A 15,115-nucleotide genomic window follows, 5' to 3' on the forward strand; every position below is an offset into this window, starting at 1 on the left:
ATGAAGACAATCGATCTATCGCGGCGCGGTTTCCTTAAAGTCGGCGCGGCGACCACCGCAGCCGCGGCAGCCGCCCCAACTGTCTTGGAAGCCATGGAGGTGGAGGTCGGCGGCAAGGACTTCGGTCCCGTGACCAAGGCCGAGCGCAAGGCGATCCCGATCACCTGCCACGTCTGCAACATCCAGGACGGCGCACTCGCGTTTGTCGAAAACGGGCGCGTCGTAAAACTTGAAGGCAATCCGGAACACGTCTCGACGCGCGGGCGCCTCTGCGCCAAGGGCAATGCCGGGATGTGGTATTCGTACGATCCCGACCGGATCCTGTATCCGCTCAAGCGCGCGGGCAAGCGCGGCGAGGGCAAGTGGAAACGCATTACTTGGGACGAAGCGCTTGCGGAGATTGCCAAAAAGCTCGATGCCGCGCTTCAGGAAGATCCCAACAGCATCATGCTGAAATACGGTCGAAACCGCTCCGGCGGCGCCATCGATCGCTTCATGCAGACGCTGGGCTCGGCAACAGTCGTCAATCACACGTCGGTGTGCGAGTCTTCCAAGAAGGTCGGCATGGAGCCGACCTGGGGGCCGGATATCGAGACGCCGGATTTTGCAAACACCAAGTACATCCTCAATTTCGGCTCCAACATCATGGAGGCCGCGTACTTCCACAACCCGTATTCGCAGCGCCTCACCGAGGGCATGGCCGACAACAAGGCGAAGCTGGTGACCTTCGATGTGCGCCTGTCAAACACGGCGGGCCGCTCGGATGAATGGATACCGGTATTCCCCGGCACCGATGGTGCGGTTGCCTTGGCAATCGGCCATGTCATCCTGCGTGAAGATCTCCAGGACAGTGACTTCATCGAGACCTGGACCAACGTGACGGTCGCTGAGCTGAAGAACCACTACAAGCAATACACGCCGGAATGGGCCTCGAAACTCTCGGGCGTGCCGGTCGCCACGATCGAGCGCATTGCCAGGGAGTTTGCTCAGACCAAGCCGGCAACCACCTACACCTATCGGGGTCCCGCCAAACACCTTTACGGCTCATACAACGAGAAAGCCTGCATGATGCTGCCGATCATGACCGGCAACATCGAGGTGCGGGGCGGCTATTGCCTGCCGCGCGGGATGAGCTGGCCGCAGCCGCAGCCGGCGCCGCCGAAGCCGGCAAAGCCCTCTTATCTGGCACACCCGGACGAGTATCCGCTGGCGGCGCACAAGGTCAGCCACCTCGTTCCGTTCTGGATCGCCGAGGGCAAGCAGAAGATCAACGTCTACTTCACGTATCAGGACAATCCCGTCTACACCAACCCCGGATCCGATGCGGTGTGGGGCAAGCTGTTCCGCGACGAGAAGCTGATCCCGTTCCTGGTATCGATGAGCCCGTTCATGGGCGAAGAGACGGCGCTCGCCGATATCATTCTCCCGGACTGCCCTTATCTCGAGCGCTGGGAGCCCGAATCCATGCCCAACTCGCTGTGGCCGTGGCTCGGCATTCGCCAGCCGGTGATCAAGCCGCTTGGCGAGTCGCGTGAAAACCGCATCATCTTGCGCGACATCATTCATGCCCTCGACAAGGACGGCAGCCGAGGGATGAAGAAGTACTGGGAGTTCAAGGATGGCGAAGAGTATATGCGCCATCACTTCGACAACGTTCCCGGGCTCAAGGAAGCAGGCGGACTCGAGTTCCTCAAGAAGCACGGCGTATATCCGATCTACGGCAAGCTCGACCCGAAGAGCGGGCAGGTCGTGGACAAGACCGGCCGCCCGATTCAACCGGAGTTCGGCCTGCACAAGAAGCAACTGAGTTCCGAGGACATGACGGGCGCCGCGGTCGATGCCAAGGGCATCATCACCAAGAACGGCAAGGCGATCGGAGTTCAGCGCAACGGAAAGAACTATGTCGGGTTTCCAACCGGCAATCGTCTGGTCAATGTGCGGGTCGACGAATGGGCCGACTTCGGCTTCAACCCGATGCCGACCTTCAAGCAGATCCCCTGGCACAAGGAGATGAAGGACGACGAGCTGATCCTCACGACCTACAAGATCAACGTCCACAAGCAGTCGCGCACCGCGGCCGTGAAGTGGCTGGCCGAGATCATGCATTCCAATCCGGTGTGGATCAACTCGGCGACAGGTCGAAAACTCGGCGTGAAAACCGGCGATCTGGTCCGGGTCGAGAGCAAGGTCGGGTACCTCGTCACAAAGGCCTACGTGTTCGAGGGCATCCATCCGCGAGTGGTGGCGATCCCCACCGCCTTCGGTCACTGGGCCTATGGACGCCTGGCATCGGGCGCCCGCGCCAAGTTACGCAGCGAGAAAGCCGGCTCTTGGGGCGCAAATGACGATCCCGACCTGAAGAACGTCTGGTGGGATGACAAGGGCGTTCACCCCAACAACATCATTCCGGTGGTCGCCGACCCGATCGGCGGCTCGCAAGGCTGGTACGACACGGTGGTGCAGGTCAAGAAGGCCGGGCCCAGCGACAAATACGGTGACAGTGTCGGCTACTGGGACAAGCACGTCGACGCGTTCAAGGAGACGATGCGCTACGCCTACACCGGCGACAAGCATCGCGAGATGCACCCCGAAATGTCGTCCTGGAAGGGCCCCGGCAGCGTCAAGAAGAAGGAGGGCGGGCACTAAACCCGCCGAAGTTCTGCGCACTTGCCGGCCATGTCTCCCCGGGCATGGCCGGGTGTCCTTGGAAAGGATCTTGCCATGAATGTTCATGCTGCGGAGCTGGCACAGACCGGGCAATCGCCCGACCAATTGCGCGCGCGCGCCGGGTACTATCGATTGCTGGCCGGGGCCTTCATAGAGGAGCCCGGCCGCGATTACCTCATCGCCTTGCGCTCCAAAGAAGTGCAAGCCGAGCTCCATGATCTGGGTGTCCGTTTCGATCCTGACGTCACGGATACTGATGTCGATACGCTGGTTTCCGAGCTTGCCTGCGAATATGCGGCCCTGTTCACGTCTCCCGGCGGGTGTCCGCCAATCGAATCGGCACGACTGAGCGGCCGGTTGCAACAGACTGCGTTTGAACAAGTGCGCGCAGCCTACGCGCAGGCCGGCTTCAAGGTGCGGCAGGGACGTTTCACTCTGTTCGAGGATCAGCTCGGAGTTGAGCTGTCCTTCGTGGCTGCGCTGCTGGATCGCTTGGCGGCCGCTCGCAAGGCGGACGACCTGGACTCGGCAAAGCACCTCGAAAAGGAGATCAAGCGCTTCTGGGCGCTTCATCTCGGCCTCTGGGTGCGCGGCTATGCGCGCCTTCTTGAGCGCGTGACCGTCCATTCCTTCTATCGCGAGATCGCCGCTTTGCTCGGCACCTTTGCCGAGGCCGAACTGGAACTGATCGGCGTCCACGTGGATGACGTCGATGGTGGCAGGGAGGTGGTGCCTAAAGCCGATATCCCGCTCGAATTCAATCCCGATGAGCCCGTTTGTGGCGGCTGCAGAGGCCCGGACTCAGATAGCGCGGTCGCATGACTACGGTGCTCGCCGGTCAATGCGGCTCGATGCCGCCCGAGGTTCGGGCCTGCGACCCCTTCGCCTGGGCGGAACTGGCGGACTTCTGGGACGCGGGCGATTTCAGGGCGGTTCATGACTGGCTGGGCCTGCGCTGGAATCACCTGATCCAGACCCGCCCGGGCGGGCACGCGGACAAGGATGCCCGCTTCCTGCAGGCACTCGCGTTTGCGGCGCTCGCCTTCCATTTCACCCAGAACCAGAAGCAGGACGGGGCGGCCCTGGTCGCTGACGATGCGCTCTCCATGCTGCCAGGCTATCTGCCTCTTTATCGCGGACTGGACGTAGCGCCGGTGATCGCAACGCTTTCCACTCTCCGGCCATTGCTCGAGGGGCTTGCGCCGGAAGACGATTGCCCGATGCGCCCATTCACGTTCAACCGACTGAGCTATACGAGCCCCGGATCATGACCACGGGCATCGCCGAAGCAACTCCCGTACTGCATGTCCAACGCTGGGCTCGAGTCGATGAGGCACCGTTTGCCGAGCCCGTGTTCATTTTTGACGCCGACGGGCTGCCCGAAGATCTTTCGAATGTCTCCGTGGTGATGCCGCAGGGCGGAGCGGCGCGCGCCCGCGAGTTGGCGCGCCGAAACGCAGCCCGCGTGATCCTCGGTGATGCCGCGCTCAAGGACAGCAGCATCGTCGCGCCGCTTGCGAAAGAGCTGGGCGAAGCGAAAGTCGGCGTTTGGCTCCCGGTCCAGCGGATGATGGTCAGCTGGGCGCTCGATGTCGAGTCCAATGCCGATTTCCGCTGTCTCGCACCGTCCCGGGCAAAGCCCGCCTGGGAAGTACTTACGAGCAACGGTGCAGGTAGCGGCACGGACGCACTGTGGTGGAGCCAGCAGATGCAGGAGCGCGGCGCTGCCATCGTACTGGTCGGCGCCGACCTGACCGGGGACGCCGATCTCGATATCTGTGCGGAGATCACCGAGGTACTCGGGGAGCGCTTCTGGCTGACACCACGAGCGGATGCAAAAGCTGACATGCGGCCTTGGCTGCAATATGGTCACGTGCGCAATCTTGTCCTGCCGGCTTGTGATCAGGCTATTATCGCGGAACTGATTGACGTAATCACGATACCTGGAGAAACAGCTGCCGCATGATCAGATGGCTATTTGCGTTCGCTGTGGCGTTGATGTCGCCAGGCATAGCAACAGCTGGTCTGGCACTTCTGCTTGACGGCACTCAGTTGGCAGAGGCTCTGAAGAGCAGCCAACCCTGCTGCGTGATCGACGCGCGCAGCGAGGGTCCGCGCAAGCAGAACCCGATTTCGTTCGCCGTGGCTCACCGCGAGGGGATGGTCGTCTCGGCCTCGAGCTTCGCCATCATCATTGCGGATACCGATCAGCGTGCGCTCGAGATTGCCCGGGCGCTAGCGGCCTCCAATCCGGGACGGATCTTCGCGGTGAAGGGAGGATTTGCCACCTGGCAACAGCTGTCCGGGAATGCTGAAGGGACCACGATGCCAAGGGGCTTCACGATCCCGTCGAACACCTGCGAACAAGGCAAACCGTTGCAGGAGTTCAAATAGCCTTGCCACACGCCCAACCAGAGTTCCGCCAAAGGTCCTGCGCGCGCTACCGCTTCCGTTACAGCAGCTGCCGGGCCTGCGCCGACGCCTGCCAATATGGGGCCATCACGCCGTCGGACGAGGGCATCAGCATCAACGAGGCCGATTGCCGCAATTGCGCACTGTGCACCGCCGCGTGTCCAACCGAGGCCTTAAGCGCGGGCAACCTGCCGCGCATCGACATATTGAAGCGCGCGCTTGCGGTCAAACAGGTGACATTCGCCTGCGCGCCTTCGCAGGCGAATGGCGACGAGACCGTGCCTTGCCTCGGCGCCTTGGATGCCACGATGCTCGCGGCGCTTTCGGCAAGTGGAACGTCGGTGTCCCTGGCCGGCGCTCATCACTGCGTTAGCTGTCCGCATGGCGAGCAGGGAGCTCCGATGATGGCGCGGAATCTCGATGGCGTGGACGTCCTCCGTGCTGCGGTCGGCAACGAACGCTGGGCCGCGATCACGGTTCTGGAGCCTGATCCGGCGCGCCCAGCGGACGACGGGCATGATGCATCGCGCCGCCATCTTTTCCGGCGCTTCCTCGCCCGGCCGGCCGAAGCGATCGCCCTTGCTTCCTCTCAAATGGAGCAAGATCCCGTCCCATTGAAAGCCGTGCGTTTTGCCCGTCCCATTGCAAGCACAAGCCGCTCCTTGCTGCAGCGGCTTTTCGATGCGGCTCAAGCCGAGGCTCCTACGTTGCCGCGGCACCCGGCATTACCCTTCGGCCGGATCGAAATGGTGAAGGACGGCTGCAACGCCTGCGAAATCTGTGCGCGGGCTTGTCCGACCGGCGCAATGGAGGTAGCCGAGACCGGAGTATCGTGGTCGCTCAACTTTCAATTCTCGCGCTGTGTGGCTTGCGGCCTGTGTGTCGAGGCCTGCCAGCCGAAGGTGCTGCGTCTCGCCGAGACCATGAGTGAGTTGCGCGAGCCATCCAATGCCGTGCCGCTTCATACGCTCGGCAAACAGCGGTGTACGCACTGCGATCGTTTCTTCATCTCCGCCGAACCGCTGGAGCTTTGTCCCATCTGTCAGGGCGATGATGACGACTTCGCGGCCATGTTCGGGTGAGGAGGTTGGCGGTGACCCTGCTTGATTTGCCGAAATCGTGCTGTTCCGACCGGGCGGAGTTCATTTCAGTTGAAGCGGCAAGATCGCGCGCACTGCAGGGCGTAAATCCCGTTACCGGCGAGGAGGTTGTCGGACTCCGCGCGGCGCGCGGCCGGGTCAACACGTCCGGAATCGCCGCCGGCCACGCCCTGCCGCCGTTCGATCAATCGGCCATGGACGGCTATGCGGTCCGCACAGGCGATTTCAGTGATGGATCGATCGCGTTGCCGGTCGTGGCACGACAGCCGGCAGGACCGGCCCTGGGCGTGTCGATCGGCGAGCAGCCGGCGGCCGTGCGCATATTTACCGGCGCTCCGATCCCTCCGGGCTTCGATGCGGTCGTCATGCAGGAGCATTGTGAGCAGCACTGCGGCTCGGTAACAGTGCCCAGGCGGCCCGAGGCGGGTCAGCATATTCGCGTCTCCGGAGACGACGTGCCGGCAGGCGCCTTGATTGTTCCCGCCAATACTCTGATCGATGCACGACACGTTGCCATTCTGGCGGCGGCAGGGGTGCCGAGCATCAACGTGCGCAGGCGCGTGCGGGTCGCTGTACTATCCACTGGCGATGAGTTGCGTGAACCGGACCAGCAGCTCCGGCCTGGCGAGATCCACGACAGCAATCGCGCGATGCTGTTGTCGCTGCTCGAGAGGCCTGCCGTCGAGCTGGTCGACCTCGGCCGCATTCCGGACGATCCCGCCTCGATCGCAAAAGCGTTCGAGGCTGCGGCCCGGGATTTTGATATCGTGATCTCCAGCGGCGGCGTTTCGGTCGGCGAGGAGGATCACATCCGCACCGCTGTGTTCGCCGCAGGCGGTGAAATTGCGCCGCTCAATGCCAGCATCAAACCGGGAAAACCGATCTCGATCGGGCGTCTCGGGACGGCGAGCTTGGTCGGCCTGCCGGGCAATCCGGTGTCGGCCCTGGTCACCTTCCTCTGGTTTGCCCAGCCGATCATCGTCCGTCGAATGGGGCTGCGGCCGGAGGCTCCTCGTGCAACGCGCGCGGTTGCTGCGTTCGCGGAGCAGCGAAGGCCGGGGCGGGACGAATTCGTGCCCGTGGTCGTTGCCGGGCGCGACCGGGAAGGGCGGCTTCTGGTCGAAAGACGCCAGCGTGCCGGGTCGGCGCGGCTATCATCCCTGATCGATGCAGATGGCTTGGCACGTATCCCAGGCGAATTGAGCGCGGTACGCAGCGGCGACACGCTGGATCTCTACACTTTCGATCCAGCTTTCTCTCTCTGAATGAACCTGTGTGCGGTTCAGCTCTGGGCGATGTCCATCGTAACGGGGACGGGTGGCGGATTTCGATACCGCTGATCAGCTTCTTGTGAATGCGTCGCAACTGGAGATTGAATGCTTTTTAAGACATCGATGCGAAGCTTGTTCTCACTTTCATTCCCAGGAAACGTCTAGGATTTGCATGAGCTCGATGTTCCGATCCCTGAAGGTGCAGGCGGGGATCGCCGCCACCGTCATGTTCGCCGCAGGTGTAGTTGCAGCCGGTGTGCTGTCATTTGAGGCGATGAGCCGGACACTCGAACAAGGCCATGCCGAAGCAGTTGCTGCGGGAGCAAGCGTCGGCCTCGAAACTCTTTCCGGTGTTGGCAACCGGATGAACGTCTACGCGGACATCCTCGCTCGCAGTCCGGAGCTGGCGCTCGCGCTGCAGCAATCCGACAAGGCTGGCCTGGAGACCTTTGCGGTCCGCGAATTCAAGGCCATTCACGAAGCCGATAAGCTCATCACGACCCTGGAAGTGACCGACTCGAAGGGGGTGGTCGTTCAACGCGGACACAACCCGTCGAAGCGTGGCGACGATAAGTCCAACCACCCGCAGGTTCGTGGTGCGCTGGGCGGAAAGGCCATTCGGGGCTTGACCGTGTCGCCTACAACCGGAGAGCCCGCGGAGGACAGCGTCAAGCCGGTTCTTGCCGGCAACAAGGTCGTTGGGACCCTCAAGGTAGGTTCATATTTCAACCAGGCGTCCGCGAATGAGCTGAAGAGCCGCACGGGGCTTGAGGTCGTGTTCATCACCCGAGGGAAGGCCGCCGCATCGACCTTTGGCAAAGATGTGGAGGTGAGCGTTCCGCCCGAGGCGATCAAAGGAGCTTCTGCCGGGAGTTCGGCGACGCTTGATGTCTTGGTCCAAGAGAAGCCATTCGGCGGGCGTCTGGTCTATGTGCCAAGCGACGTCGGCGAGGGAATGACCATTGCCTTCCTGTCAGGGCTCTCTGACATCGAAGCGGCGAAATGGGCCTTTGCACGATCCCTGCTCTTGAAATGTGCGCTCGCGCTGGTGGTCATCCTGCCGCTCGCGTTCTTCGGAGCGCATGTGGCGACGCGTCAGCTCCTGCACCTGGCTGCAGCCATGCGTGAGCTCGCTGCCGGCAAACTGGACGTCGCTCTTCCCGGACTGGGGCGACGCGACGAGGTTGGCGATATCGCCAAAGCGGTCGAAGATTTCAAGATTGTCGCCGCCGAGAAAGCCAAAGCCGAGCAGGAGAAGCAGCGTCAGCTGGACGAGCAACTGGCGCTTGAACAGAGAAATCATGTGCACAAGATCGCCAACGATTTCGAAGAGACCTTGGGCGGCATTATCCATACCGTCTCTTCAAATGCCTCGGTGCTGGAGTCGGCAGCAAGCAAACTGACGGCAACGGCCGAGGGTACCCACCGTTTGTCGACGGGTGTTGCCGCTTCGTCCGAGGAGGCGTCCGCCAGCGTTTCTTCCGTCGCGCAATCAGCGACGGAGATGGCTGCCACGGTCCAGAAAGTCGCGGAGCACGTAGCCCGGTCGCGTCAGATATCGGACGAAGCCGTTTCGCGAGCGGGGAAGGCCGACGAGCGAATCGCGGACTTGAGTCGTGCCGCGTCCCGCATCGGAGACGTGGTGCAACTGATCACCTCGATTGCGGCGCAGACGAACCTGTTGGCGTTGAATGCCACGATCGAGGCTGCGCGCGCTGGAGACGCGGGCAGGGGCTTTGCGATCGTAGCCCAGGAGGTGAAAGCGCTCGCCGCTCAGACGGCGAAGGCGACCGAGGAGATCGACTCTCACATACAAGGCATGCAGACCGCCACCACTGAATCGGTTGCTGCCATCAAGGACGTCAGTGCTACGATTGGCCAGATTTCAGCGATTGCTGAAGAGATCTCCGCGGCTGTTCAGGCTCAGAACGAAATGACCGGTGGCATCGCCAGCAACGTCGAGCAGGCCGCAAGAGGCACCGCCGAGGTCGCTTCAAACATCGCGAAGGTGAATGCTGGAGCCGTTGAAACCGGATCGGCGTCAACTCAGGTGCTCGAAGCTGCCCGCTCGCTGACGAGCGAGAGCGAACGGCTGAGGTCTGCGGTAGAAGGCCTGTTGGCCACCGTCCGCGCCGCGTAGCAAACTGCTGCAAAATCCTGCAACTGAGGCAATCTGCCGCTCGCAAGTGCCGGGTAGCTTCATAACGATATCCACCGTTCGATGTTTCGGTGTTCTGCGATCTCTCCGGGGGAGGCCCTTATATAACTAATAAAGTAGTTGCGTCTGCCGGCGGCTGGACCTATATGTAGCTCTATGCAGATCGACGCAGCAGCAAAGGTTTTTGCCGAGTTAGGGAACCGGACGCGGCTGGACATTCTGCGGCTTCTGATAAAGTCAGGTCCTGAAGGATTGCCGATCGGCGACATCCAAAGGCACTTGGATATCCCGTTGTCGACCCTGGCCTTCCACCTGCGCGGCCTGGTTGAGGCCGAGTTGGTCGACCAGGAAAAGCAGGGCCGGGTTGTATTGTGCCGGCCTCGTCTCGACAGAATCAACGACGCAATCGCCTTTCTGAAGAAGGAATGCTGCTCAGGCATCGCCCGGACGGGCGCACGGCAGCGAAGCGTGGCATGAGTTTTTTTGGCCGAACAAAACCATATTACTGGTGATATGGCGCAATTTGAAATGAAGCCGGGCAAGTGAGGAGAACGATCATGAGCGATGCCGCAGTCAAGCAGCAGGAGATACGGCCGGCGGTTGTCAACGGCGCACTGCTATCAATTCCCCTTCCTCTGCTGATGCTGCTCACGGCGCTGGCGATCGGAATCGGCATCGGCCTGAGCGGAAAACCCCTGCTGCATGCGCTTGACGTCGGCTTCGGCGCCGCATTGGCGGAATATGCGCTGATCCTGATCCCTGCTTTCACGCTGGCGGCATCTCTGTCGCGCTCGGGGGCCCGAGCCGGATCGGAGCGGACCATCGTCCTGCTCGCTCCCTTGGCCGGCGCGGGAATGGCATGTCCGGATACTGCCTATGCCGCTCTCTCCCCCGTGGCCGGCGTGCGAAAGCTGTCGATGCTGTTTGGCGCTTATGCAGGCTTCAAGCTGTTGGTCCCGGCGGGTCCCGCGATCGTGGGAACCGGACTCGGTGGTTTTGATATGCGGCTTGCTGTCGCCGCCGTACCGGTCTTCTTTGTTGCTTGGTTCGCGGGATTGCTTTTTGCCTGGCGCTTCGAGGCAGGAGTGCATCATGACTCGGCATCGAGCGGCGGAGGGCTCAGTGGCCGGGTCATTGCGCCGCTCGCTACGATCATGGGACTACTGGCTCTGGGTTTCTTCCTTAACAGCCGAATGGAATTGCCCGCGCTCCCCGCATTCCTGCTGTGCCCCAAGGGCGCTCTGCTGTTGGGTGCAATCGTGTCCTTGCTGCCGCTATCGCACGCTGACCGGGCCGAAGCCCTGGAGAGCGGCATGCGACGTGCAGCGCCGCTGTTGCTGACTATCGGTGCAGCCAGTGCGTTGGGGGCTATGCTCGTCGAGGTCCTGCCCGTGGACCGGTATGCCCATTTCCTGGTCTCGACGGGTCTTGTCCTGCCTGCGTTGTTCCTCTTCACCGCGACCTTCAAGGTGGCCAAGGGCTCGTCGATGGCGACCTTCGCCGGGACCAGCGGGATCGTCGCAGCCATTCTGCCGGCGTTGCACGTGTCGCCGGAAGCCGCGACCCTGGCCATGTGCGCCGGCGCCTTCGTTTCGATCACCCCGAACGACAGCCTGTACTGGCAAGTTCGGCAGGACGTCTTTGCCGGCCAAACCGAATCCTCGGCCATGCGGGTGCTGACCGTAGGCTCCGCGCTGCAAGGTTGCGCTGCTCTGCTGACAATTTGTGGGATGCAGGCGGCGGGACTGATCTAAATTGGGAGCGCCCACTTCTAAGCCGACGGATCGGCTTTCGGGATGAGTCGTCACCAACCGGCGATTATGCTTGCAACAATGCAGTAGTCTCACACTAAATGATAGAGTGGGAGTAGGAGGGCTAATCACCTCCACCAGCAAGTCTTCGCGTTACCTCTGCATCGGAGACGTTTGATGCTGCCCGCTCACATGTACTTTCGTACACGGTATCGGATCTCGTAGTCGCCCGGCGGCAGCGGCGATACGGGGCGTGGTGGCGCAATGAACTCGATGCGTTGCCAAGGTCCGAATTCCTTCTCCAGCGGAGCATCCGGCTTGATTGGCAGGTGCCAGTAGCTTTCCGTCGCGTTGTTGAGCCGCAGAGACATCGTCTGGTGCGGATCGGTCTTGTGCAGGACGAAGTTGCCCGCGATCTCGTAGCGGTCGCCGACAAGTCGGATACTGTCGATGTAGCAGCCGTGACCGCTCCGGTTCGCCCATAAGGTCAGGTCCAGGTCGACATTGCTTTGATCGGATGCCGTGATGCCTGGCGGCAGCCTCAGTTGATATCGCACGACCGGAGTGCCCGAACTCTTGGGCCAGTCGAAAAAAGCGATCATGAGCGCGCCGCCGCCGCATGCAGTGACCGCGAGCAAGACCAGGGCCCCTCGTTGAACCAGCTTGCCGGCGCCGATCAGTCGCAAAGCCGACCACGCGCCCGTCAATGCCCCGACCGCCAGCCCGGTGATCATGCCCCAGATCAGCATGTCCTTGAGTTCGGCGATGTCCCGGTCCGTCAGCCATGCGATGCCATAGACGAGGAGTTCGCCGGCGCCCTGGCCGAGCCATGCGCCTGCAGCGACCGCGCCGACGAACAAGATCAAGCGGGTCAGAAACAATAAGCCAGGCGTTATGGTCATCACTTTTTCCAGCGACCGCGGCATTCTCAGGGTGGACGGCCCAATGCTTCGTCGCCACTTCCTCTATCGCATGGCAGATAGCGCGGTGGGTTACGCCTGCGGCTAACCCACCCTACGGACCTACGTAGAACAGGTCCTCAAGGCGTTCGCGTTTGATCTGCATCAATAGATCGAATTTCATATCTCGCAAAATGAGAATAATAGCCCAAAGCGACTATCTCTGTACCGCAATCCGGCTTTCCGAGCATCGTGGCGAACGCCGTGCATACGATGCCGACAAAGCAGGCAGCAGGGACCATCGTGAAGTACAAAGTTACGACGTTTGAGGGACTGAAATCGCTTCCCGCGAGTGTGGCAATTCTCGACGCTTCCGGCACGATTGTGGCGGTCAATGATGCGTGGAAGCAATTCGGTCGACAAAACGGATTGCGCCTTCCTAATTCAGGAATTGACTCGAACTACCTGCGATATTGCCGATCCGATGAACCGGACTCACGTCGGTTCGTAAGTGAGCTGAGAGCATTGCTCTCGGGTAAGCGTGATCTCTTGACGTTCATTTATCCCTGCCATTCGCGGACGCAGGCGCGATGGTTCTGCCTCATCGGGCTGCCGCTCTCGCTGAATAAATCAGCCGGCGTGGCGATCCTTCACGTAAACCTCACAGCAATGCTGCCGGTTCCGATCGGTGCGCGACGAGCGCGCGCCAAGGGGGAGAAAGGACAAATTCGCCCGGGGACCAATTTAGCCGCGATTGGCGGCGCCCTGGAGCGCTCCGTGCTGGAAACGCTCTCGTCACAATTGAACACAATGTTCACCGGGCCTGCTGCGCGCGAGAAGCACGGAGCGCAAGGGGAAACCGATCAGGTCGTCCGTACTCGGTTGAGCAAACGGCAGATACAAGTCCTGCGTCTGCTGGGCGAAGGCAAGTCCAACAAAGAGATTGCGATGGCGCTCTTTCTTTCGCCCAACACTATTAAGCTGCACGTATCAGCGATCCTGGAACGTTTGAATCTCAGGAGCCGCACTCAAGCAGCACTTCTTTCATCAACGCTTCTGCAAGACAATTAGGCCGAGGTCAAAGCGCAAGCGGCACCTGGAGAATAGTCGTTTCGGGCTATTGCTCAGGCTGATCTCTCGTGAGAGGAACGATTAGTGTTGTGGCGTTGGAGGAGACGAGAATGGGTGCACTCGGAACGGTATTTCAGCCCGACGAAATCAAGCTGATGAGGTCCGCGCTGGATGAGGCGGCAATCATCCTGCCTAAGGCAGAGCGAACGTCTGTCATGATGGTGAAGCTGGCCTCGCGTATCCTCGCAGCGGCGGCGAAGGGTGAGCGCGATCCGAATAAGTTGAGAATTGCAGCACTTCTGGAAGGAGCGGATGTTCAAGACACATCGCGCGCATCATTCGCGGAGCGGCGGCCGTCAGCAGATTAGTTACAGCGCCCTCAACCCCCGCCGATCAATCAACATTGAGCGAGCCTATCAACAGTTCCGCGCATGCGTGAGCTGGTGGTGCAAGTCGAGCTCTCACATGAGGCGTGTCGGCGACTAAGACAAACGCCGAAGTCGAAGATGGGCTCGCCGGATATCGGCTTTGCGAAACAGGTACCGAGCCGACGATAAATCAGCTTGTCTGATTGATCGATCTCGACGGACTGCGGCCACAGCCAGGAGAGCATCATGCCCCAAATTCAGCTAAGCCAAGTTCAGCCTATCACGTTCAGGTGCCGCTTCGAGACGACGGTGGCAGACGTGCCTTCAGGTCATGAGTTCTGCGTGTTTGAGTTCCCCGGGTGCAAGGGATGCCCGAAGGCGCTGCACCCGGTCCGGACGGTGGAAACTTCACAAGATCCCATGAAGTCGGAGGCGTGGCTCGCATGGGGTGCGCGCCTTTCCTGCTCCAAGAAATAGTTTTCGCTTCAATCAGATCAGCTATGGAGAAGCGCGACCATGCCCATCCATCGGCAAGCCGCACCTGTCTCAATGATCTTCGGAAGACACTGCGAGAGCGGCAAGGTTGCCAAGCAACTCCGCAACCTGCTTGGTTTCGTCACGGCGAAGGATTGGGTCTGGAAAGCCGCGATTGTCGGACTATGCGGAAGCGTCACGTACACCTTGCTGATGCTCGGCAAAGCCAAACTGGGCATACTTGAATCGTTCCAGCCCTATCAGAGTCTCCAAATCGCGCTTGGTTACTGGACCGGGGAGTACGTTCATCCGCTGGTACCCTGGCTGTTTTCGTATATCAACGGCTCGACTGCGGCTGGCTTTGCTTTTGCCAATCTCTACCGGCGCTTGCCGGGCAGCAGCGGTCCTACGAAGGGGTTCATCGCCGGTGCAATCGGATGGTTGGCGATGGATTTGATTTTCTTTCCATTGCTGGGGTTGGGCGCTTTTGCGAGGCACCTTGGCTTCGGCCTGTGGCCCGCGCTGTTCTCCCTCGGGATGATGCTGGCCTACAGCGTCGCAATGGGCGTCGTTTACAGCGCCATGGATACAACGCCGTGCCAAGCCGCTTCTCTTTATCAAAAGTGCTCGCTGCTTCGTTAGGTGCCGCCCAGGCTATGCCAGACAGCTTAGGGCCGTAGGGTGGGTTAGCGGAGCGTAACCCACCACTTCGCCGCTTGGCAGATAGCATCGTAGCCCGGGTGAACGAAGTGGTACCCGGGAGTGATCGCGACCCGCATCTCGCTGCGCATGCGGGCTACAAGTGATTGCTGTGCCTGTCGGGCAAAACACCCGAGATGTTGGTCAAACCCACACACCAAGAATATTCCGCTTTTCAGAAATTCGGAGTTGGCGTATATGCCGTCCATCCCACCCGACACGAGGGGCGGTCGTACGTCGTCACG

At 61.0% G+C, this 15,115-nt stretch carries 14 protein-coding genes and 1 pseudogene; 14 read left to right on the plus strand and 1 reads right to left on the minus strand.

The genetic code is table 11. The features are described 5' to 3' along the window. The 11 genes and pseudogenes from HY852_RS13120 (at position 1) to HY852_RS13165 (ending at position 11,362) form a co-directional block, all read left to right on the plus strand. Positions 1-2,646 (plus strand): molybdopterin-dependent oxidoreductase, encoded by a 2,646-nt coding sequence (locus HY852_RS13120; RefSeq protein WP_291605137.1) that lies wholly within the window; start codon positions 1-3, stop codon positions 2,644-2,646. A 30-nt stretch (positions 2,647-2,676) separates the two neighbouring features. After that, a complete protein-coding gene (locus HY852_RS13125; protein WP_291605304.1) occupies positions 2,677-3,489 on the plus strand; it encodes a molecular chaperone in 813 nt (270 codons plus the stop codon). Further along, positions 3,486-3,938 (plus strand): DUF309 domain-containing protein, encoded by a 453-nt coding sequence (locus tag HY852_RS13130; RefSeq protein WP_291605138.1) that lies wholly within the window; start codon positions 3,486-3,488, stop codon positions 3,936-3,938. Before HY852_RS13125 ends, HY852_RS13130 begins: the two co-directional genes overlap by 4 nt. Then, positions 3,935-4,633, plus strand: a complete 699-nt coding sequence (locus HY852_RS13135) for a hypothetical protein (RefSeq protein WP_291605139.1) — start codon at positions 3,935-3,937, stop codon at positions 4,631-4,633. The genes HY852_RS13130 and HY852_RS13135 overlap by 4 nt, the downstream gene beginning before the upstream one ends. A gap of 122 nt (positions 4,634-4,755) precedes the next feature. After that, on the plus strand, positions 4,756-5,061 hold the full coding sequence (locus HY852_RS13140; protein WP_291605140.1) for a hypothetical protein: 306 nt from the start codon (positions 4,756-4,758) through the stop codon (positions 5,059-5,061). A gap of 2 nt (positions 5,062-5,063) precedes the next feature. Next, positions 5,064-5,240: pseudogene (locus tag HY852_RS27915) on the plus strand (hypothetical protein); the annotation flags it as partial. Between the two features lie 243 nt (positions 5,241-5,483). After that, positions 5,484-6,161 carry a 4Fe-4S dicluster domain-containing protein gene (locus tag HY852_RS13145; RefSeq protein ID WP_291605141.1) on the plus strand — a complete coding sequence of 226 codons (678 nt, stop codon included), beginning with the start codon at positions 5,484-5,486 and terminating at the stop codon, positions 6,159-6,161. An 11-nt stretch (positions 6,162-6,172) separates the two neighbouring features. Then, positions 6,173-7,444, plus strand: coding sequence for a gephyrin-like molybdotransferase Glp (glp, locus tag HY852_RS13150; protein WP_291605142.1), 1,272 nt, complete (start codon positions 6,173-6,175; stop codon positions 7,442-7,444). Between the two features lie 178 nt (positions 7,445-7,622). Beyond that, on the plus strand, positions 7,623-9,590 hold the full coding sequence (locus HY852_RS13155) for a methyl-accepting chemotaxis protein (RefSeq protein WP_291605143.1): 1,968 nt from the start codon (positions 7,623-7,625) through the stop codon (positions 9,588-9,590). 174 nt (positions 9,591-9,764) lie between these two features. After that, the gene (locus tag HY852_RS13160; RefSeq protein ID WP_291605144.1) at positions 9,765-10,085 is read left to right on the plus strand and encodes a helix-turn-helix transcriptional regulator; all 321 of its coding nucleotides are present in this window, start codon (positions 9,765-9,767) and stop codon (positions 10,083-10,085) included. An 80-nt stretch (positions 10,086-10,165) separates the two neighbouring features. Next, complete coding sequence (locus tag HY852_RS13165; protein WP_291605145.1) at positions 10,166-11,362, plus strand: hypothetical protein; 1,197 nt, start codon at positions 10,166-10,168, stop codon at positions 11,360-11,362. A 185-nt stretch (positions 11,363-11,547) separates the two neighbouring features. Here the strand turns inward: HY852_RS13165 and HY852_RS13170 are convergent, their stop codons facing one another. Beyond that, complete coding sequence (locus HY852_RS13170) at positions 11,548-12,285, minus strand: hypothetical protein (protein WP_291605146.1); 738 nt, start codon at positions 12,283-12,285, stop codon at positions 11,548-11,550. A gap of 225 nt (positions 12,286-12,510) precedes the next feature. On the opposite strand from HY852_RS13170, the gene HY852_RS13175 reads away from it, so the two are divergent. From HY852_RS13175 to HY852_RS13185, 3 genes are all read left to right on the plus strand, one after another. Continuing rightward, positions 12,511-13,329, plus strand: coding sequence for a response regulator transcription factor (locus tag HY852_RS13175; RefSeq protein WP_291605147.1), 819 nt, complete (start codon positions 12,511-12,513; stop codon positions 13,327-13,329). A 110-nt stretch (positions 13,330-13,439) separates the two neighbouring features. Continuing rightward, positions 13,440-13,697 carry a hypothetical protein gene (locus HY852_RS13180; protein WP_291605148.1) on the plus strand — a complete coding sequence of 86 codons (258 nt, stop codon included), beginning with the start codon at positions 13,440-13,442 and terminating at the stop codon, positions 13,695-13,697. Positions 13,698-14,213: 516 nt separating this feature from the next. After that, positions 14,214-14,813 carry a DUF6789 family protein gene (locus tag HY852_RS13185; RefSeq protein WP_291605149.1) on the plus strand — a complete coding sequence of 200 codons (600 nt, stop codon included), beginning with the start codon at positions 14,214-14,216 and terminating at the stop codon, positions 14,811-14,813. The last annotated feature ends 302 nt before the right edge of the window (positions 14,814-15,115 follow it).

This window comes from Bradyrhizobium sp. (assembly GCF_016213215.1).
Taxonomy (GTDB): domain Bacteria; phylum Pseudomonadota; class Alphaproteobacteria; order Rhizobiales; family Xanthobacteraceae; genus Bradyrhizobium.